The 19,762-nt window shown below is 51.4% G+C and carries 19 protein-coding genes and 1 pseudogene; 10 read left to right on the forward strand and 10 right to left on the reverse strand.

The genetic code is table 11. The features are described from left to right. Positions 1-122: 122 nt before the first annotated feature. The 9 genes and pseudogenes from tnaB to C1192_RS26210 form a co-directional block, all read right to left on the reverse strand. A pseudogene (gene tnaB, locus C1192_RS16975) lies at positions 123-1,371 on the reverse strand (low affinity tryptophan permease TnaB). 91 nt (positions 1,372-1,462) lie between these two features. Continuing rightward, positions 1,463-2,878: a tryptophanase gene (tnaA, locus tag C1192_RS16980; RefSeq protein ID WP_038355409.1), complete on the reverse strand. Its 1,416-nt coding sequence runs from the start codon at positions 2,876-2,878 to the stop codon at positions 1,463-1,465. 218 nt (positions 2,879-3,096) lie between these two features. Further along, a complete protein-coding gene (tnaC, locus tag C1192_RS16985; protein WP_010377944.1) occupies positions 3,097-3,171 on the reverse strand; it encodes a tryptophanase leader peptide in 75 nt (24 codons plus the stop codon). 242 nt (positions 3,172-3,413) lie between these two features. After that, on the reverse strand, positions 3,414-4,778 hold the full coding sequence (mnmE, locus tag C1192_RS16990) for a tRNA uridine-5-carboxymethylaminomethyl(34) synthesis GTPase MnmE (protein WP_001282361.1): 1,365 nt from the start codon (positions 4,776-4,778) through the stop codon (positions 3,414-3,416). Positions 4,779-4,883: 105 nt separating this feature from the next. Further along, entirely contained in the window at positions 4,884-6,530 is a 1,647-nt protein-coding gene (yidC, locus tag C1192_RS16995; RefSeq protein ID WP_038355408.1) for a membrane protein insertase YidC, read from the reverse strand. A 2-nt stretch (positions 6,531-6,532) separates the two neighbouring features. Beyond that, on the reverse strand, positions 6,533-6,790 hold the full coding sequence (yidD, locus tag C1192_RS17000; RefSeq protein WP_001307474.1) for a membrane protein insertion efficiency factor YidD: 258 nt from the start codon (positions 6,788-6,790) through the stop codon (positions 6,533-6,535). Then, positions 6,754-7,113 (reverse strand): ribonuclease P protein component, encoded by a 360-nt coding sequence (gene rnpA / locus C1192_RS17005; protein WP_038355407.1) that lies wholly within the window; start codon positions 7,111-7,113, stop codon positions 6,754-6,756. The genes yidD and rnpA overlap by 37 nt, the downstream gene beginning before the upstream one ends. 16 nt (positions 7,114-7,129) lie before the next feature. Next, positions 7,130-7,270 (reverse strand): 50S ribosomal protein L34, encoded by a 141-nt coding sequence (gene rpmH / locus C1192_RS17010; RefSeq protein WP_000831330.1) that lies wholly within the window; start codon positions 7,268-7,270, stop codon positions 7,130-7,132. Positions 7,271-7,508: 238 nt separating this feature from the next. After that, positions 7,509-7,580 (reverse strand): hypothetical protein, encoded by a 72-nt coding sequence (locus C1192_RS26210; RefSeq protein WP_122983130.1) that lies wholly within the window; start codon positions 7,578-7,580, stop codon positions 7,509-7,511. Positions 7,581-7,876: 296 nt separating this feature from the next. Here C1192_RS26210 and dnaA point away from each other — a divergent pair, with 296 nt between their 5' ends. The 6 genes from dnaA to yidA all read left to right on the forward strand — a co-directional run bounded on the left by dnaA (position 7,877) and on the right by yidA (position 15,463). Then, positions 7,877-9,277, forward strand: coding sequence for a chromosomal replication initiator protein DnaA (dnaA, locus tag C1192_RS17020; RefSeq protein WP_000059100.1), 1,401 nt, complete (start codon positions 7,877-7,879; stop codon positions 9,275-9,277). A gap of 4 nt (positions 9,278-9,281) precedes the next feature. Beyond that, on the forward strand, positions 9,282-10,382 hold the full coding sequence (gene dnaN / locus C1192_RS17025) for a DNA polymerase III subunit beta (protein ID WP_000673456.1): 1,101 nt from the start codon (positions 9,282-9,284) through the stop codon (positions 10,380-10,382). Next, positions 10,382-11,455, forward strand: coding sequence for a DNA replication/repair protein RecF (recF, locus tag C1192_RS17030; RefSeq protein WP_000060099.1), 1,074 nt, complete (start codon positions 10,382-10,384; stop codon positions 11,453-11,455). The genes dnaN and recF overlap by 1 nt, the downstream gene beginning before the upstream one ends. Positions 11,456-11,483: 28 nt before the next feature. Beyond that, entirely contained in the window at positions 11,484-13,898 is a 2,415-nt protein-coding gene (gene gyrB / locus C1192_RS17035; protein WP_000072079.1) for a DNA topoisomerase (ATP-hydrolyzing) subunit B, read from the forward strand. 239 nt (positions 13,899-14,137) lie between these two features. Beyond that, positions 14,138-14,536, forward strand: coding sequence for a YidB family protein (locus tag C1192_RS17040; protein WP_000522197.1), 399 nt, complete (start codon positions 14,138-14,140; stop codon positions 14,534-14,536). Positions 14,537-14,650: 114 nt separating this feature from the next. After that, the gene (yidA, locus tag C1192_RS17045) at positions 14,651-15,463 is read left to right on the forward strand and encodes a sugar-phosphatase (RefSeq protein ID WP_038355406.1); all 813 of its coding nucleotides are present in this window, start codon (positions 14,651-14,653) and stop codon (positions 15,461-15,463) included. A gap of 43 nt (positions 15,464-15,506) precedes the next feature. On the opposite strand, the gene C1192_RS17050 is transcribed toward yidA, so the two are convergent. Continuing rightward, a complete protein-coding gene (locus C1192_RS17050; protein ID WP_016249431.1) occupies positions 15,507-16,163 on the reverse strand; it encodes a YidX family protein in 657 nt (218 codons plus the stop codon). A gap of 279 nt (positions 16,164-16,442) precedes the next feature. Here C1192_RS17050 and dgoR point away from each other — a divergent pair, with 279 nt between their 5' ends. The 4 genes from dgoR to dgoD are packed head-to-tail and all read left to right on the forward strand — an operon-like array spanning position 16,443 to position 19,753. After that, on the forward strand, positions 16,443-17,132 hold the full coding sequence (gene dgoR, locus C1192_RS17055; RefSeq protein WP_001517430.1) for a D-galactonate utilization transcriptional regulator DgoR: 690 nt from the start codon (positions 16,443-16,445) through the stop codon (positions 17,130-17,132). Beyond that, positions 17,129-18,007 carry a 2-dehydro-3-deoxygalactonokinase gene (gene dgoK, locus C1192_RS17060; protein ID WP_016249429.1) on the forward strand — a complete coding sequence of 293 codons (879 nt, stop codon included), beginning with the start codon at positions 17,129-17,131 and terminating at the stop codon, positions 18,005-18,007. Before dgoR ends, dgoK begins: the two co-directional genes overlap by 4 nt. Continuing rightward, a complete protein-coding gene (gene dgoA / locus C1192_RS17065) occupies positions 17,991-18,608 on the forward strand; it encodes a 2-dehydro-3-deoxy-6-phosphogalactonate aldolase (RefSeq protein ID WP_001198729.1) in 618 nt (205 codons plus the stop codon). The genes dgoK and dgoA overlap by 17 nt, the downstream gene beginning before the upstream one ends. After that, positions 18,605-19,753, forward strand: coding sequence for a galactonate dehydratase (gene dgoD, locus C1192_RS17070; protein ID WP_038355405.1), 1,149 nt, complete (start codon positions 18,605-18,607; stop codon positions 19,751-19,753). The genes dgoA and dgoD overlap by 4 nt, the downstream gene beginning before the upstream one ends. Positions 19,754-19,762 lie beyond the last annotated feature (9 nt).

Below are 19,762 nucleotides of genomic sequence, written 5' to 3' on the forward strand. Positions count from 1 at the left end.
CCTGACGGTAAGGTGACGCAAAGCATACGTGGTGAAAGAGAATCAGGCGAGTTGCCATTTGGACATGAGTGATTTCCTGACAGGCAAAAAGCCAGCGAATGACCGCTGGCTTTTTGAAGTGCTTAACCAAATTTGGGTAACACATTAAAGACGTTACCAAACCAGCACAAAATCACGGTTATGCCAAAGAGAATAACAATCGCCGGAATAAGATTACCGCCCCAAACTGTGAATATCTGGTTGGGAAATTTCTTGCGGGCTTTGATAGCCAGTACCGCGGGGATAATCACCGCCCAGATGGTGGCGCACAACCCGGCACCGCCGATCCCGTAAATAAAGCCATTAGGGAAGACCAGATACAACAAAGCGGGTGGCAGGAAAGTTAACAGCACGGTTTTGCAACGTCCGGCGTGGGAGTTATCAATCTTAAACAGATCCGCCAGATAATCGAACAGCCCCAGCGTGACGCCAAAGAATGAACTGGCAACAGCTAAGTTTGAGAACACCAGCAGGCAAAACTCGATAATGCCATGCTGTTTGGTGCCGAGGAACGATTTTACCAGCGAATCAACATTGCCGCCCGAAGAGATAATCTCCTTAAAGCTTTCTCGCGGAATATTCCCCATTGTGCAATACAGCCAGAAGAGATAAATCACCAACGCCAGCAGCGAACCGAAGATCACGCTTTTGATTAGCTTATCTTTGCGTTTGCCATAGCAAATAATCAGGCTGGGAATATTGCCGTGGAAACCAAATGACGCCAGGCATACCGGCAAAGCCATAAAGATATACGGGAAGTAAGACGTCCCCGAAGTCGTGCTGGTGGCATCGCGCAGAATGGAATAATCGACCTGGAAGAAGAAAGAACCAAACACAATCACAAAGGAGATAATTTTCAGGCCGAGAAACAACGAGGTAATACGACTGGCGGCTAACGAACTTATCCACAGTACGCTGGCGACGAAAATGGCCGTGCAGATCCCAACAATGCGAGGATTAGCGTGATAGCCGAAATTCATCGATATCGTTTCGCTAATGATTGCGCCGTTAGCGGAGATATAGGCGTAGGTGAGAATATAGAGAACGAAAGCAACCGTAATACCACTAATAATGTTCCAGGTGTTACCGATTAAATCTTTGGTGATGGTATTAAAACTGGAGCCGACGGGATAATTTAAATTTGCTTCTAATAACAATAACCCAGAATGTAGTATTGAAAACCAGGCAATGATGAGGATAAATGCGCCCCAAAAAAACCAGGCACCAGCTAGATCAACAGGTAAAGCAAACATACCTCCACCAATTACTGTACCCGCTATAACCATGACACCCCAAAATGCAGAGTGTTTTTTTTTCTGATTGTTCAGTCATGATGCCACCTTTAGAGGAAGGCTATTTTTGTTATTGAGGATGTAGAGAATAAGAGTGGCTAACATCCTTATAGCCACTCTGAGTATATTAATTAAACTTCTTTCAGTTTTGCGGTGAAGTGACGTAATACTTTGGGTTCGTATGTAAAGGTTAACCCTTTAATATTTGCCGCGTTCTCTTTCACATGTTTGAAGGCTTCAATAATGAAGTCCATATGTGTTTGCGTATAAGTTGCGCGTGGAATGGTTAAACGCAGCAGCTCAGCCGGACATGGTAATTGTTTACCGGTTTTCGGATCGCGACCTAACAGGAAAGAGCCAATTTCTACCGCACGGATACCGGCGACTTTATACAGCTCGCAGGCCAGCGCCTGTGCCGGAAACTGGTCTGCAGGGATATGCGGTAACAGTTTACCGGCATCCACGAATGCCGCGTGACCGCCCGCCTGCTGACACACTACGCCAATCTCTTCCAGGCCATCGACCAGATACTGCACCTGCGCAATACGATAGGCCAGCCAGTCCAGATTCATGCCGTCATACAGACCTACCGCCAGACGTTCCATTGCGCCGCCTTCCAGACCGCCATATGTCGGGAAGCCTTCCTGCACCACGCAAAGAGTTCTGCACTCGGTGTAGACATCGAAGAAGCTGTCATCTTTCACGCACAGCAGGCCACCCATTGGCACCATCGCATCTTTCTTGGCGGACATCGCCAGCATATCGGCATATTTGTAGGTTTCACGGGTGATCTGCTCGATAGTCCAGTCTTTATATTCCGCTTCGCGCTGTTTGATGAAATAGGCGTTTTCGGCAAAGCGTGCGGAGTCCATTACCACTGGAATGTCATATTTCTTCGCAATGCTGTACATCGCTTTCATGTTCGCCAGTGAAACCGGCTGGCCGCCTGCGGAGTTACTGGTGATGGTCGCGACGATATATGGCACATTATTCGGGCCAACTTCTTCAATACCGCGTTCTAATCCTTCAAGGTCAAAGTTACCTTTAAAGTCATAACGCACGCCAGTATCGAAGGCTTCTTTGATATAGACGTTGCGTACGGTACAGCCGTTAATCTGGCTATGGCCCTGAGTGGTGTTGAAGAAATAGTTAGAGAACGCCACCATTTTGCTGCGATCCAGGCCTTTTTCCTGCTCACGCTTTTTAATCAGTACCGGAATATAGATTTGCTCTGCACCTCGGCCCTGGTGCGTTGGAATGGTGTATTGATAACCAAAGATATTTTTTACTGACTCAGCTAATGCATAGTAGCTACGACTGCCGCTGTAGGCTTCGTCGCCGCGCATCATCGCTGCCTGCATACTCTGCGTCACCGCCCCGGTGCCGCTGTCGGTCAGTAAATCGATAAACACATCTTCGCTATCCAGCAGAAATGGGTTCATACCGGATTTAATAATCGCTTCTTCACGATAAGCGCGGGTAGTACGTTTTACGGGTTCAATAACACGAATGCGGAACGGTTCAGGGAGATGTTTAAAGTTTTCCATTACATAATCCTTCATTTATTTTAATTGCAATGATCCCTGTGAATATTACATTTGCAATATCTATTAATTTCCAGAATATATACATCTACAATTATTAGCTTAATAAAGCAATTAAGACGGAAATAATGTAGATAAAAAGGAAAATAAAGATATAGCAAACTCATAGATCACATTGAATCTAATCGGTTTGACTCTGGTGATGGCGACAGAAGGGAAAATTAAGGGCGGTGATCGACAATCTTGTTGTCAATATTAAACCACTTTGAGGTCACACATATATGTAAGGTATTCATAATGCACTTATCCTCGAAAGACACGACGCTACAGTATAATACTCAAGATTTTTGTCTATTCTGAAATTGTTTAAATGTGAATCGAATCACAAACGGTCGTGAAGCAATATTAAATGCTCTTTTTAAGAGAATAAATTATGTGAGAAGTTTAATTTTTATAAAAAGGGTTGATTAATAATAAGAGTGCCAACAAGAAAGCGAAACCGCATCTGACAATCAGAATGCGGCTTCGTAATTGCGGGTTACTTACCAATACAGAAGCTGGAGAAAATCCGTCCCAGCAGATCGTCAGAAGTAAACTCTCCTGTGATCTCGCTTAAGTTCTGCTGCGCCAGACGCAGTTCTTCCGCCAGTAATTCACCCGCCCATGCGCCCAGCAGTTGCGCTTTACCCTGCTGCAGATGCTCCGCCGCTTGCTCCAGCGCCTGTAAGTGACGGCGACGCGCCAGGAAACCACCTTCCATATTGGTATCAAAGCCCATGCTCTGTTTGAGATGGTTACGCAGAACGTCCACACCTTCGCCAGTGCGTGCTGAGAGGCGAATCAATGCATGGCCGTTAACTTCACTCATCCCCAGCGTTTCGCCAGTAATATCGGCTTTATTGCGCACCACGGTGATCGGCAGTTTAGCAGGCAGACGGGCAATAAATTCCGGCCAGATTTCTGCCGGATCTACGGCGTCTGTCGTGGTGCCATCGACCATAAACAGCACGCGGTCGGCCTGTTCAATTTCCTGCCATGCGCGCTCGATACCAATGCGTTCGACTTCGTCGCTGGCTTCGCGTAACCCGGCGGTATCGATGATATGCAGCGGCATCCCATCAATGTGGATATGCTCACGCAGTACGTCACGCGTGGTTCCGGCGATATCGGTAACGATAGCGGCTTCACGGCCCGCCAGCGCGTTTAGCAGGCTCGATTTACCGGCGTTAGGACGCCCGGCAATCACCACTTTCATGCCTTCACGCAGCAGGCTGCCCTGACGTGCTTCGGCGCGTACCGCGTCGAGATCGGCAATCACGTCATTAAGCTGGGCTTCAATTTTGCCGTCGGAGAGGAAATCGATCTCTTCATCGGGGAAATCAATCGCCGCTTCGACGTAAATGCGCAAGTGGGTGAGGGCTTCTACCAGATGATTAACTCGTGCAGAGAATGCGCCTTGCAGTGAGTTAAGCGCCGAGCGAGCCGCCTGTTCGGAGCTGGCGTCGATAAGATCCGCAATCGCTTCGGCCTGGGCTAAATCAAGTTTATCGTTGAGAAATGCGCGCTCTGAAAACTCACCTGGGCGGGCAATCCGCAGGCCTGGAATGGTCAGGATACGTTTTAACAGCAGGTCGAGGATCACCGGACCGCCATGACCTTGCAGCTCCAGTACATCTTCGCCGGTGAACGAGTTCGGGCCGGGGAACCATAGCGCGATGCCCTGATCCAGCACGCTGCCGTCGGCGTCTTTAAACGGAAGATAATCGGCGTAGCGCGGTTTGGGTAACTTACCCAGCACGGTTTCGGCAACCTCGCGCGCTTTGAGGCCGGAGATGCGCAGGATACCCACACCGCCACGTCCTGGAGGCGTGGCCTGGGCTACGATAGTGTCATTATCGCTCATGATGTTCCTGTTGCTTTGTTTGGCGGATGCGCTGTGCTTATCCGCCCTACGAAAAGAAAAAAGGCGGTCAACTGACCGCCCTTATTTTAGCGAAAACTCACCGAATCAGGATTTTTTCTTCTCGCGGCTATGCAGGCCACGTTTTTCCAGACCACGGTAAATCAACTGCTGCTGGATAATGGTTACCAGGTTGCTGACGATATAGTACAGCACCAGACCTGACGGGAACCACAGGAAGAACACGGTGAAGATGACCGGCATAAAGGTCATGATCTTCTGCTGCATCGGGTCGGTCACGGTGGTCGGTGACATCTTCTGAATGAAGAACATCGTTACGCCCATCAGGATCGGCAGGATGTAGTATGGGTCCTGTGCAGACAGGTCATGGATCCACAGTGCAAACGGTGCCTGACGCAGTTCAACGGAACCCATCAGCATGTAGTACAACGCCAGGAAGATTGGCATCTGGATCAGCAGCGGGAAGCAGCCGCCCAGCGGGTTAACCTTCTCAGCTTTGTACAGCGCCATCATTTCCTGGCTGATACGCTGTTTGTCATCGCCCAGACGCTCACGCATGGCCTGAATCTTAGGCTGTAGCATACGCATCTTCGCCATGGAGGTGTACTGCGCTTTGGTCAGCGGGTACATGATGCCACGAACGATAAAGGTGATGATGATAATGGAGAAGCCCCAGTTACCCACAAAGCTATGGATCCATTTCAGCAATTTGAACAGCGGCTGAGAGATGAACCACAACCAACCGTAATCAACGGTCAGATCCAGATGCGGAGCAACTGCCGCCATTTTGTCCTGGATTTCCGGGCCAACCCACAGGGTGCTGTTCATCGCGCCAGTCTGACCAGGCTGAACCAGTACCGGCTGAGACTTATAGCCGATAGCGGCGATGCCGTTACCCAGATTAGCGGTATAGAAGTTGTTGGTGCCGTCGTTATGCGGGATCCATGCCGTCGCGAAATACTGTTGCAGCATCGCGACCCAACCACCTTTCGAAGAGATGTTCAGGTTTTCGTTGTCGGCAATAGTATCGAACTTGTATTTCTCGTATTTTTCGTCAGGCGTGGAGTACGCCGCGCCACGGAAAGTGTGCAGTGCGAAGTTGCTGCTTCCGGTGTCGAGATGCGGTGGCAGAGTGATGGATTGCTTCAACTGACCAAAGGTGGAGATCTCCAGCGGTTTTTCGCCAGCGTTCTGCACGTTGTAGTTGACGTTGACAGCGTAATCACCACGTTTCAGGACAAACGTTTTAGTAAACGTGTTGCCTGCTGCGTCGGTATACGTCATCGGCACCTGCAGTTCGTTTTGACCTTTGGCCAGCACATAAGCGTCTTTTTCGACGTTATACAGTGGACGCGGGCCGTTAGCCGGATTATCCGGGCCATCACGACCGGTCAGACCGCTCTGTGCCTGATAAATAAACTGCGGTGAGGTTTCCAGCAACTGGAACGGCTGGGTAGAGTTCAGCTCTTTCGGGTAAGCCGGCAGCAGAGCCTGCTCAACATCACCACCACGGGTGTTGATGGTCAGATCAAGCACGTCGGTTTTTACCGAAATCAGTTTTCCCTGGCCACTGGCCGGTACGCCCTGGTCGGCGGCGCTACCCGCTGCGGTGGTCGTTGTCTGCGTGGTCTGTTGAGCCTGAGGTTGCGGGTTTTTATCCTGCTCCCAGGCTTGCCAGATCATGAAAGACACGAACAGCAAAGCGATGACTAAAAGATTGCGTTGCGAATCCATCGTTAGTGTTCTCTGGTATCAAATGGTCCGGGCGGGACGGGATCGTCACCACCAGGGTGTAAAGGGTGGCATTTTAATACGCGTTTCACCGTCAACCAACTGCCTTTTATCACTCCAAACCTGCGCAATGCCTCAATTCCGTAGCTTGAACAAGTTGGAGTGAAACGACAATGCGGCCCGAGTAGCGGACTAATCAGGCGTTGGTAGACCCGAATGAGGGCTATCAGGACCCGCGAGCCAGGCGACAGTGGCGGCGCCATAATTTTTCCAACGCTTCCGAGAAAGCACGGTTATCGAGGTCGGCAACCCCTTTTTTCGCCACCACCACGAAATCCATAGCCGGGAGTTCATGTTGGCGTAGACGGAAGCTTTCACGCGTCAGACGTTTAATCCGATTGCGTTCATGCGCTCGTCGAACGTTTTTCTTGGCGACTGTAAGACCGATACGGGGATGCCCCAGCGAATTCAGGCGGCCGAGGATGGTGATTTGCGGCGTGCCAGCCCGTTGTGGCTGCTGGAAGACGAATGTGAATTGACTGGGAGTTAACAAGCGTAACTCCCTGGGAAATGCGAGCTTAACCACTCAGGGGTTAGCTTTATTACTTAGAAACGGTCAGACGAGCACGGCCTTTAGCACGACGACGTGCCAGTACCTGACGACCATTTTTAGTAGCCATACGAGCACGGAAGCCGTGAGAACGGTTGCGCTTCAGTACAGACGGTTGAAAAGTGCGTTTCATGGCGATTTCTACCTAAACTTGAATAAATTCAATGGCTTTATTGGATATCCGCCCGAAAACCGAACGATGGACACCGAAGCCATGGGTGATTAAAGAGGCCGGATTGTAATAATTGTACACTCCGGAGTCAATTCTCTTTCCTTATTTACCGCGCTTTTCCGCACCTTTTCACAGGGAAAAAGTACAACTATATACCGGTGAAAACCAGCATTACGCGCCGGGTGGAGGATTATACGGGCTACCGGATAAAGCGCAAGGATCGTCCAGGATCTTTATTAGATCGATTAAGCCTAATTTTGTCTATGGTCATTAAATTTTCCAATATGCGGCTTAAATCGTGCCCGCCTGGTGTCTGGATCGTTTACACTTAGCGGGTTCTGGATCATCCTGTGGATAAATCGGGAAAATCTGTGAGAAACAGAAGATCTCTTGCGCAGTTTAGGCTATGATCCGCGGTCCCGATCGTTTTGCAGGATCTTGATCGGGCATATAACCGCAGACAGCGGTTCGTGCGTCACCCTTATGCAGGGTCTTTTCGACGTGCGTCAACAATCATGAATGTTTCAGCCTTAGTCATAATCGACTTTTGTTCGAGTGGAGTCCGCCGTGTCACTTTCGCTTTGGCAGCAATGTCTTGCCCGATTGCAGGATGAGTTACCAGCCACAGAATTCAGTATGTGGATACGCCCATTGCAGGCGGAACTGAGCGATAACACGCTGGCCTTGTACGCGCCAAACCGTTTTGTCCTCGATTGGGTACGGGACAAGTACCTCAATAATATCAATGGACTGCTAACCAGTTTCTGCGGAGCGGATGCCCCACAGTTGCGTTTTGAAGTGGGCACAAAGCCCGTGACACAAACGCTGAAAGTCCCTGCCAGCAATACAGTTGCACCGGCTCAGGCTGCTCAGGTGCAACCGCAACGTGCTGCGCCTTCTACGCGCTCAGGTTGGGATAACGTTCCGGCTCCGGCAGAACCGACCTATCGTTCCAACGTTAACGTTAAACATACATTTGATAACTTCGTCGAAGGTAAATCTAACCAACTGGCGCGCGCGGCGGCTCGTCAGGTGGCAGACAACCCTGGCGGTGCCTATAACCCGCTGTTCCTTTATGGCGGCACGGGGCTGGGTAAAACTCACCTGCTACATGCGGTGGGCAATGGCATTATGGCGCGCAAGCCGAATGCCAAAGTGGTTTATATGCACTCCGAACGCTTTGTTCAGGACATGGTAAAAGCCCTGCAAAACAACGCGATCGAAGAGTTTAAACGCTACTACCGTTCTGTTGACGCGCTGCTGATCGACGATATTCAGTTTTTTGCTAATAAAGAACGATCCCAGGAAGAGTTTTTCCACACCTTTAACGCCTTGCTGGAAGGTAATCAACAGATCATTCTTACTTCGGATCGTTATCCGAAAGAGATCAACGGCGTTGAGGATCGTTTGAAATCCCGCTTCGGCTGGGGGTTGACTGTGGCGATCGAACCGCCAGAGCTGGAAACCCGTGTGGCGATCCTGATGAAAAAGGCAGACGAAAATGACATTCGTCTGCCGGGTGAAGTGGCATTCTTTATCGCCAAGCGTCTACGCTCTAATGTGCGTGAGCTGGAAGGGGCGCTGAACCGTGTTATTGCTAACGCCAACTTTACCGGACGGGCGATCACCATTGACTTCGTGCGCGAAGCGTTGCGCGATTTGCTGGCATTGCAGGAAAAACTGGTCACCATCGACAATATTCAGAAGACGGTGGCGGAGTACTACAAGATCAAAGTCGCAGATCTCCTTTCCAAGCGTCGATCTCGCTCGGTGGCACGTCCGCGCCAGATGGCGATGGCGTTGGCGAAAGAGCTGACTAACCACAGTCTGCCGGAGATCGGTGATGCGTTTGGCGGTCGTGACCATACAACGGTGCTTCATGCCTGCCGTAAGATCGAGCAGTTGCGTGAAGAGAGCCATGATATCAAAGAAGATTTTTCAAATTTAATCAGAACATTGTCATCGTAAACCTATGAAATTTACCGTAGAACGTGAGCATTTATTAAAACCGCTACAACAGGTGAGCGGTCCGTTAGGTGGTCGTCCTACGCTACCGATTCTCGGTAATCTGCTGTTACAGGTTGCTGACGGTACGTTGTCGCTGACCGGTACTGATCTCGAGATGGAAATGGTGGCTCGTGTTGCGCTGATTCAGCCGCACGAACCAGGGGCGACGACCGTTCCGGCGCGCAAATTCTTTGATATCTGCCGTGGTCTGCCTGAAGGCGCGGAAATTGCTGTGCAACTGGAAGGTGAGAGGATGCTGGTGCGCTCCGGGCGCAGCCGTTTTTCGCTTTCTACTCTGCCAGCGGCGGATTTCCCGAACCTTGATGACTGGCAGAGCGAAGTTGAATTTACCCTGCCGCAGGCAACGATGAAACGTCTGATTGAAGCGACCCAGTTTTCGATGGCGCATCAGGACGTTCGCTATTACTTAAATGGTATGCTGTTCGAAACCGAAGGTGAAGAACTGCGCACCGTGGCGACTGACGGCCACCGCCTGGCGGTCTGTTCAATGCCAATTGGTCAGTCTTTGCCGAGCCATTCGGTGATCGTGCCGCGTAAAGGCGTGATTGAACTGATGCGTATGCTCGACGGCGGCGACAATCCGCTGCGCGTGCAGATTGGCAGCAACAACATTCGCGCCCACGTAGGTGACTTTATTTTTACCTCCAAACTGGTGGATGGTCGATTCCCGGATTACCGTCGCGTTCTGCCGAAGAATCCGGACAAACATCTGGAAGCAGGCTGCGATCTGCTCAAGCAGGCGTTTGCTCGTGCGGCAATTCTCTCTAACGAGAAATTCCGTGGCGTGCGTCTGTATGTCAGTGAAAATCAACTGAAGATCACCGCCAACAACCCGGAACAGGAAGAAGCGGAAGAGATCCTCGACGTCACCTACAGCGGCGCGGAGATGGAAATCGGCTTTAACGTCAGCTATGTGCTGGATGTCCTGAACGCGCTGAAATGTGAAAACGTGCGCATGATGCTGACCGATTCAGTTTCCAGCGTGCAGATTGAAGATGCGGCCAGCCAGAGTGCGGCTTATGTTGTCATGCCAATGAGACTGTAATGTCCCTCACCCGCTTGTTGATCCGCGATTTCCGCAATATCGAAACCGCGGATCTCGCTTTATCTCCCGGCTTTAACTTTCTGGTGGGTGCCAACGGCAGTGGCAAAACCAGCGTGCTGGAAGCTATCTATACGCTCGGCCACGGCCGGGCGTTTCGCAGTTTGCAGATTGGTCGCGTCATTCGCCACGAGCAGGAGGCGTTTGTTCTTCACGGGCGTTTACAGGGCGCAGAGCGCGAGACGGCGATTGGCTTAACCAAAGACAAACAGGGCGACAGTAAAGTCCGTATTGACGGTACTGACGGGCATAAAGTTGCGGAACTGGCGCACCTGATGCCGATGCAGTTGATAACGCCTGAGGGGTTTACTTTACTCAACGGTGGCCCCAAATACAGAAGAGCATTCCTCGACTGGGGATGCTTTCACAACGAACCCGGATTTTTCACCGCCTGGAGCAATCTCAAGCGATTGCTCAAGCAGCGTAATGCGGCGCTGAGGCAGGTGTCACGTTACGAACAGCTCCGCCCGTGGGATAAAGAACTGATCCCGCTGGCGGAGCAAATCAGCGCCTGGCGCGCCCAGTACAGCGCCGGTATCGCCGCCGATATGGCCGATACCTGTAAGCAATTTCTCCCTGAGTTTTCTCTGACTTTCTCTTTCCAGCGCGGCTGGGAGAAAGAGACAGAGTACGCTGAGGTGCTGGAACGTAATTTTGAACGCGATCGCCAGCTAACCTACACTGCGCACGGCCCGCATAAAGCGGACTTACGCATTCGCGCCGACGGTGCGCCGGTGGAAGATACCTTATCGCGTGGGCAGCTTAAGCTGCTGATGTGCGCCTTACGTCTGGCGCAAGGAGAGTTCCTCACCCGTGAAAGCGGGCGGCGGTGTCTCTACCTGATAGATGATTTTGCCTCTGAGCTTGATGATGAGCGTCGCGGGCTGCTTGCCAGCCGCTTAAAAGCGACGCAATCACAGGTCTTTGTCAGCGCGATCAGTGCTGAACACGTTATAGACATGTCGGACGAAAATTCGAAGATGTTTACCGTGGAAAAGGGTAAAATAACGGATTAACCCAAGTATAAATGAGCGAGAAACGTTGATGTCGAATTCTTATGACTCCTCCAGTATCAAAGTCCTGAAAGGGCTGGATGCGGTGCGTAAGCGCCCTGGTATGTATATAGGCGACACGGATGACGGCACCGGTCTGCACCACATGGTATTCGAGGTGGTAGATAACGCTATCGACGAAGCGCTCGCGGGTCACTGTAAAGAAATTATCGTCACTATTCATGCTGATAATTCCGTCTCTGTACAGGATGACGGGCGTGGCATTCCGACCGGTATTCACCCGGAAGAGGGTGTATCGGCGGCAGAAGTGATCATGACCGTGCTGCACGCAGGCGGTAAATTTGACGATAACTCCTATAAAGTGTCCGGCGGTCTGCACGGCGTTGGTGTTTCGGTAGTAAACGCCCTGTCGCAAAAACTGGAGCTGGTTATCCAGCGTGAAGGTAAAATTCACCGTCAGATCTACGTGCACGGTGTACCGCAGGCACCGCTGGCGGTTACCGGCGATACCGATAAAACCGGCACTATGGTACGTTTCTGGCCGAGCCTCGAAACCTTCACCAATGTAACCGAGTTTGAATATGAAATTCTGGCGAAACGCCTGCGAGAGTTATCCTTCCTTAACTCCGGCGTTTCCATTCGCCTGAAAGACAAACGTGACGGCAAAGAAGACCACTTCCACTATGAAGGCGGTATCAAGGCGTTCGTTGAGTATCTGAACAAGAATAAAACGCCGATCCACCCGAACATCTTCTACTTCTCCACCGAAAAAGACGGTATCGGCGTTGAAGTGGCATTGCAGTGGAACGATGGCTTCCAGGAAAACATCTACTGCTTTACCAACAACATTCCGCAGCGTGATGGCGGTACTCACCTGGCGGGCTTCCGTGCGGCGATGACCCGTACTCTGAACGCCTACATGGACAAAGAAGGTTACAGCAAAAAAGCCAAAGTCAGCGCCACCGGCGACGATGCGCGTGAAGGCCTGATTGCGGTTGTGTCCGTGAAAGTACCAGATCCGAAATTCTCCTCCCAGACTAAAGACAAACTGGTTTCTTCTGAGGTGAAATCGGCGGTAGAACAGCAGATGAACGAACTGCTGGCAGAATACCTGCTGGAAAACCCAACCGATGCGAAAATCGTGGTTGGTAAAATTATCGATGCTGCCCGCGCCCGTGAAGCGGCACGTCGTGCGCGTGAAATGACGCGTCGTAAAGGTGCACTGGACTTAGCCGGCCTGCCGGGCAAACTGGCGGACTGCCAGGAACGCGATCCGGCGCTTTCTGAACTGTACCTTGTGGAAGGGGACTCCGCGGGCGGCTCTGCGAAGCAGGGGCGTAACCGCAAAAACCAGGCGATTCTGCCGTTGAAGGGTAAAATCCTCAACGTCGAGAAAGCCCGTTTCGATAAGATGCTGGCTTCCCAGGAAGTGGCAACGCTCATCACCGCGCTTGGCTGCGGTATCGGTCGTGACGAGTACAACCCGGACAAACTGCGTTATCACAGCATTATCATCATGACCGATGCGGACGTCGACGGCTCGCACATTCGTACGTTGCTGTTGACCTTCTTCTATCGTCAGATGCCGGAAATCATTGAACGCGGTCACGTCTACATTGCCCAGCCGCCGCTGTACAAAGTGAAGAAAGGCAAGCAGGAACAGTACATTAAAGATGATGAGGCGATGGATCAGTACCAAATCTCCATCGCGCTGGATGGTGCTTCTTTGCATACCAACGCCAGTGCACCAGCTTTAGCTGGCGAAGCGTTAGAAAAGCTGGTGTCTGAGTACAATGCGGCGCAGAAAATGATCGTTCGTATGGAACGTCGTTATCCGAAGGCGATGCTGAAAGAGCTTATCTATCAGCCGACGCTGACGGAAGCGGATCTCTCTGACGAGCAGGTTGTTACCCGTTGGGTGAATGCGCTGGTGACAGAACTGAACGATAAAGAGCAGCATGGCAGCCAGTGGAAGTTTGATGTCCACACCAATGCCGAGAAAAACCTGTTCGAGCCGATTGTTCGCGTGCGTACTCACGGTGTGGATACTGACTATCCGCTGGATCACGAGTTCATCACTGGTGGTGAATATCGTCGTATCTGCACGCTGGGCGAGAAACTGCGTGGCCTGCTGGAAGAAGATGCGTTTATCGAACGTGGTGAGCGTCGTCAGCCGGTAGCCAGCTTCGAGCAGGCGCTGGACTGGCTGGTGAAAGAGTCCCGTCGTGGCCTCTCCATCCAGCGTTATAAAGGTCTGGGCGAAATGAACCCGGAGCAGTTGTGGGAAACCACTATGGATCCGGAAAGCCGTCGTATGCTGCGCGTTACCGTTAAAGATGCGATTGCTGCCGACCAGTTGTTCACAACTCTGATGGGTGATGCCGTTGAACCGCGTCGTGCGTTTATCGAAGAGAACGCTCTGAAAGCGGCGAATATCGATATTTAATGGCATTAGCAATGCGAGCGTGCCTGATGCGCTACGCTTATCAGGCCTACAATACTCATGCAATATATTGAATTTTCATGATTTTGTAGGCCGGATAAGGCGGTTACGCCGCATCCGGCAAGAAGCTATAAGAAAAGGGCGGAGATGATCTCCGCCCTTTTTACTCCTGTAATCCGCAACTATCATCCCGCAGAACTATACTTTCTGAGTCAACACGTAACGCTTTACAGGTGATTATCATGGGACTTTTCGATGAAGTTGTCGGTGCCTTTCTGAAAGGCGATGCGGGGAAATATCAGGCCATTCTGAGCTGGGTTGAAGAGCAGGGAGGCATCCAGGTGCTGCTGGAGAAACTGCAAAGTGGCGGCTTAGGTGCCATTCTCTCAACCTGGTTGAGTAATCAACAGGGCAATCAACCGGTTAGCGGCGAACAACTGGAATCGGCACTGGGTACGAATGCAGTAGCCGATCTCGGGCAAAAACTCGGCGTAGATACCAGTGCTGCTTCCAACATGCTGGCGGAACAATTGCCGAAGATTATTGATGCGCTATCTCCGCAGGGCGAAGTTTCACCGCAAGCCAATAACGATCTGCTTTCCGCAGGCATGGAGTTGCTGAAAGGGAAACTCTTCCGCTAAGCAAAAGGAGAGCACGCAAGGCGCGTTGCATCCCCCTTTTCCCTCGGGTGTTGTACTGATTTTTGAGCGGAATCGCGTTAGCATGGGTCAGGAATCAATCTACCTGGGGAACTCATGGCTATCAAACTCATTGCTATCGATATGGATGGCACCCTTCTGCTGCCCGATCACACCATTTCACCCGCCGTTAAAAATGCGATTGCCGCAGCTCGCGCTCGCGGGGTGAATGTCGTGCTGACGACAGGTCGTCCTTATGCAGGTGTTCACAGCTACCTGAAAGAGCTACATATGGAACAGCCGGGCGACTACTGTATTACTTATAACGGCGCACTGGTGCAGAAGGCCGCTGATGGCAGCACCGTGGCGCAAACAGCCCTGAGTTATGACGACTACCGTTTCCTGGAAAAACTCTCTCGCGAAGTCGGTTCTCATTTCCATGCACTGGATCGCACCACGCTATACACCGCCAACCGTGACATCAGCTATTACACGGTACATGAGTCGTTTGTGGCCACCATTCCGCTGGTATTCTGCGAAGCGGAAAAAATGGACCCCAATATACAGCTCCTGAAAGTGATGATGATTGATGAACCTGCTATTCTCGACCAGGCCATCGCGCGCATTCCACAGGAAGTGAAAGAGAAATACACCGTGCTGAAAAGTGCGCCGTACTTCCTCGAAATCCTCGATAAACGCGTTAACAAAGGCACTGGTGTGAAATCATTGGCCGACGTGTTGGGCATTAAACCGGAAGAAATTATGGCGATTGGCGATCAGGAAAACGACATCGCAATGATTGAGTTCGCAGGCGTCGGTGTGGCGATGGATAACGCTATTCCTTCGGTGAAAGAAGTGGCGAACTTTGTCACCAAATCCAACCTTGAAGATGGCGTGGCGTTTGCTATTGAAAAGTATGTGCTGAATTAATCAGTGGGCGGGCAAACTGCATAAACGCGTTTGCCCGCAGCGATTAACAATTTCTGGTCGTGCATAAAATCAGGAACTGGAGTGGTGATGTTACTATATCCAGCGTAAGAGTGACTGGCAGCAACGCGTTAGCGAGGCCGCGCGGGACGCCATCTGTTGTTTTGTACTTATAAAATCCCACTGTAAAGGGTTGATGGAAAACCATCACGTTTGAGTAATCCGCTTTTTTATTTTTCTGGTGGATAGAGCCTTTCAGGCCGTCCAGCATCCATGTACAACGCTGGGTATCACACACAAAGCCATATTGTGTCGCCAGTGCTTTATCTTCCTCATTATCCCAGTCGTAATAGAGCGTTATGGCACCAGAAAAATTCGTATCACCGCTGCTTAAAATAAATTTCGCGTTATCGGAAACGGTGATTCTTTCGCCATGAATTACCGGGTCGTTCAGCATTTTAACCACCTCATCGCCGCCGTTGGTCAACAGGTAGTCCAGCGACTCTCCAACAAAAACATAGCCTTTCGTACCGTTACTATCCTCTGCCAGCGATAGACCCTTAATCGTGTCTGAGCGCCATTGCTGGGCATGTGGAGAGCTTGCGGTATTGAAAACCAGTCCAGCGGTTAGACATCCGGTCAACGCGAATGCTAAAGAACATAAACAGGCTGCTTTAATAAATCCCTGAAAATTCAATTGCATGATTAATCCTTTAAACAAGAATGCTAAGCCGTTGGAAGCATACCTTTATTTCCCCGCCTGTTTACTCCCTGACAACCCTTTTCAGATTTGTGCCTGATGGATGCCATTTTCTTATGTGTTGTTCTTTTTGTGATCTAAATTGTAGTACAACAATACGTGTTTGTACTACATTATACGCACAGTAAACGCGAATATCATCATGCTGGTACTACAAAGTTGCCGCGTTATGCATCGATCGGGGTAAAGTAGAGCAGAACATACAGAGCACAAGGACTCTTCATGACTCTCAATAAAACCGATCGCATTGTCATTACACTGGGTAAACAGATCGTTCACGGTAAATATGTACCTGGCTCGCCGCTTCCGGCCGAGGCGGAACTCTGTGAGGAGTTTGAAACCTCGCGCAACATCATTCGTGAAGTGTTCCGCTCGCTGATGGCGAAGCGGCTGATTGAAATGAAGCGTTATCGCGGCGCATTTGTGGCACCGCGTAATCAGTGGAATTACCTCGACACTGACGTACTGCAATGGGTGTTGGAAAACGACTACGACCCACGGCTTATCAGTGCAATGAGCGAAGTGCGAAATCTGGTGGAACCGGCGATTGCCCGTTGGGCGGCAGAGCGCGCGACCTCCAGCGATCTGGCGCAGATTGAATCGGCGCTGAACGAGATGATTGCTAACAATCAGGATCGCGAGGCGTTTAACGAAGCTGATATTCGCTACCACGAGGCGGTACTTCAGTCGGTACATAACCCGGTGTTACAGCAACTTAGCATCGCGATTAGTTCGCTGCAGCGGGCAGTTTTTGAACGAACCTGGATGGGCGATGAGGCCAACATGCCGCAAACGCTTCAGGAACATAAGGCGCTGTTCGATGCGATACGGCATCAGGACGGCGATGCGGCAGAGCAGGCGGCGCTTACCATGATCGCCAGCTCGACACGAAGATTAAAGGAAATCACATGACAGCTCGCTACATCGCAATTGACTGGGGATCGACCAATCTGCGCGCCTGGCTTTATCAGAGCGACAACTGCCTGGACAGCAGGCAATCAGAAGCAGGCGTCACGCGCCTGAACGGAAAATCTCCGGCTGCGGTGTTAGCAGAAGTGATAGCAGGCTGGCGTGAAGAGAATACGCCAGTGGTGATGGCAGGAATGGTCGGCAGCAATGTTGGCTGGAAAGTCGCTCCTTATTTATCCGTTCCTGCCTGTTTCTCATCTATTGGTGAACAGTTAACGTCTGTTGGCGACAATATCTGGATTATTCCCGGATTATGCGTCTCTCATGATGATAACCACAATGTGATGCGCGGCGAAGAAACACAATTGCTTGGCGCGCGTGCTCTTGCTCCTTCCTCTCTTTATGTTATGCCCGGTACGCATTGCAAATGGGTGCAAGCCGATAGCCAGCAAATCAACGATTTTCGCACCGTGATGACCGGTGAATTGCACCATTTACTGCTAAATCAGTCATTGATTGGGGCTGGTTTGCCGCCGCAGGAAAACTCTGCCGATGCCTTCGCGGCCGGTCTTGAACGCGGCCTTAATGCTCCCGCCGTATTGCCGCAACTTTTTGAAGTTCGCGCCTCGCATGTGCTGGGAACGCTTCCCCGCGAACAGGTCAGCGAATTTCTCTCTGGTTTGTTGATTGGTGCTGAGGTCGGCAGTATGCGCGACGACGTGGCTCATCAACAGGCTATCACCCTTGTCGCCGGAACATCGCTGACCGTGCGTTACCAACAAGCCTTTCAGGCTATGGGTTGCGACGTAACGGCGGTGGCGGGCGACACGGCATTTCTGGCTGGTATAAGGAGCATTGCTCATGCAGTGGCAAACTAAACTCCCGCTGATCGCCATTTTGCGCGGCATTACGCCTGACGAGGCGCTGGCGCATGTTGGCGCGGTGATTGACGCCGGGTTCGACGCGGTTGAAATCCCGCTGAATTCTCCCCAATGGGAGCAAAGCATTCCCGCAGTCGTTGAAGCATACGGCGACAAAGCGTTGATTGGCGCAGGTACGGTACTGAAACCTGAGCAGGTTGATACGCTCGCCAGGATGGGCTGCCAGCTCATCGTTACGCCCAATATCCATAGTGAGGTCATTCGTCGTGCGGTGGGTTACGGCATGACCGTTTGCCCCGGTTGTGCGACGGCGACCGAAGCCTTTAGCGCGCTCGAAGCAGGCGCGCAGGCACTGAAAATATTTCCGTCATCGGCTTTTGGCCCGCAATACATCAAAGCATTAAAAGCGGTATTACCGCAGGACATCGCGGTCTTTGCCGTTGGCGGCGTGACGCCAGAAAACCTGGCGCAGTGGATAGACGCTGGTTGTGCTGGAGCGGGCTTAGGTAGCGATCTCTATCGCGCCGGACAGTCCGTGGAACGTACCGCGCAGCAGGCAGCAGCATTTGTTAAGGCGTATCGAGAGGCAGTGCAATGAAAATTACCAAAATTACCACGTATCGTTTACCTCCCCGCTGGATGTTCCTGAAAATTGAAACCGATGAAGGCGTGGTCGGTTGGGGCGAACCGGTGATCGAGGGCCGCGCCCGCACGGTGGAAGCGGCAGTTCACGAGCTGGGTGACTATCTGATTGGTCAGGATCCATCGCGCATCAACGACTTATGGCAAGTGATGTATCGCGCCGGTTTTTATCGTGGCGGCCCCATTCTGATGAGCGCCATCGCCGGGATCGACCAGGCGTTATGGGATATCAAAGGCAAAGTGCTGAATGCGCCCGTCTGGCAACTAATGGGTGGCCTGGTCCGCGACAAAATCAAAGCCTACAGTTGGGTCGGCGGCGATCGTCCGGCGGATGTTATCGACGGCATTAAAACCCTGCGTGAAATCGGCTTCGATACTTTCAAACTGAACGGTTGTGAAGAACTGAGTCTGATTGATAACTCCCGCGCGGTAGATGCGGCGGTCAACACCGTGGCACAAATTCGTGAAGCCTTTGGTAATCAGATTGAGTTTGGCCTTGATTTTCACGGTCGCGTCAGCGCGCCGATGGCGAAAGTGCTGATTAAAGAACTGGAACCGTATCGCCCGCTATTTATTGAAGAGCCGGTGCTGGCGGAACAAGCCGAATACTACCCGAAACTGGCGGCGCAAACTCACATTCCGCTGGCAGCGGGGGAGCGCATGTTCTCGCGCTTCGATTTTAAACGCGTGCTGGAGGCGGGGGGAATTTCGATCCTGCAACCGGATCTCTCCCACGCGGGCGGTATTACCGAATGCTACAAAATTGCCGGAATGGCGGAAGCCTATGACGTGACTCTTGCGCCGCACTGTCCGCTCGGCCCCATTGCACTGGCTGCTTGCCTGCATATCGACTTTGTCTCCTATAACGCCGTACTTCAGGAACAAAGTATGGGCATTCATTACAACAAAGGCGCGGAGTTACTCGACTTTGTGAAAAACAAAGAGGACTTCAGCATGGTCGGCGGCTTCTTTAAACCGCTAACGAAACCGGGCTTAGGCGTGGAAATCGACGAAGCCAAAGTCATTGAGTTCAGTAAAAATGCCCCGGACTGGCGTAATCCGCTCTGGCGTCATGAAGATAACAGCGTAGCAGAGTGGTAATTCCTGCCA

The organism is Escherichia marmotae, from assembly GCF_002900365.1.
GTDB classification, from domain to species: domain Bacteria; phylum Pseudomonadota; class Gammaproteobacteria; order Enterobacterales; family Enterobacteriaceae; genus Escherichia; species Escherichia marmotae.

What these genes read in the sequence shown, in the direction of transcription:
- C1192_RS17040 (WP_000522197.1), top strand. Translation starts at nt 14,138, where the DNA reads ATGGGACTTTTCGATGAAGTTGTCGGTGCCTTTCTGAAAGGCGATGCG.
- dgoK (WP_016249429.1), top strand. Translation starts at nt 17,129, where the DNA reads ATGACAGCTCGCTACATCGCAATTGACTGGGGATCGACCAATCTGCGC.
- tnaA (WP_038355409.1), bottom strand. Translation starts at nt 2,878, where the DNA reads ATGGAAAACTTTAAACATCTCCCTGAACCGTTCCGCATTCGTGTTATT.
- dgoA (WP_001198729.1), top strand. Translation starts at nt 17,991, where the DNA reads ATGCAGTGGCAAACTAAACTCCCGCTGATCGCCATTTTGCGCGGCATT.
- C1192_RS17050 (WP_016249431.1), bottom strand. Translation starts at nt 16,163, where the DNA reads ATGCAATTGAATTTTCAGGGATTTATTAAAGCAGCCTGTTTATGTTCT.
- yidA (WP_038355406.1), top strand. Translation starts at nt 14,651, where the DNA reads ATGGCTATCAAACTCATTGCTATCGATATGGATGGCACCCTTCTGCTG.
- dgoD (WP_038355405.1), top strand. Translation starts at nt 18,605, where the DNA reads ATGAAAATTACCAAAATTACCACGTATCGTTTACCTCCCCGCTGGATG.
- yidC (WP_038355408.1), bottom strand. Translation starts at nt 6,530, where the DNA reads ATGGATTCGCAACGCAATCTTTTAGTCATCGCTTTGCTGTTCGTGTCT.
- rpmH (WP_000831330.1), bottom strand. Translation starts at nt 7,270, where the DNA reads ATGAAACGCACTTTTCAACCGTCTGTACTGAAGCGCAACCGTTCTCAC.
- dgoR (WP_001517430.1), top strand. Translation starts at nt 16,443, where the DNA reads ATGACTCTCAATAAAACCGATCGCATTGTCATTACACTGGGTAAACAG.
- gyrB (WP_000072079.1), top strand. Translation starts at nt 11,484, where the DNA reads ATGTCGAATTCTTATGACTCCTCCAGTATCAAAGTCCTGAAAGGGCTG.
- yidD (WP_001307474.1), bottom strand. Translation starts at nt 6,790, where the DNA reads ATGGCGCCGCCACTGTCGCCTGGCTCGCGGGTCCTGATAGCCCTCATT.
- recF (WP_000060099.1), top strand. Translation starts at nt 10,382, where the DNA reads ATGTCCCTCACCCGCTTGTTGATCCGCGATTTCCGCAATATCGAAACC.
- mnmE (WP_001282361.1), bottom strand. Translation starts at nt 4,778, where the DNA reads ATGAGCGATAATGACACTATCGTAGCCCAGGCCACGCCTCCAGGACGT.
- dnaN (WP_000673456.1), top strand. Translation starts at nt 9,282, where the DNA reads ATGAAATTTACCGTAGAACGTGAGCATTTATTAAAACCGCTACAACAG.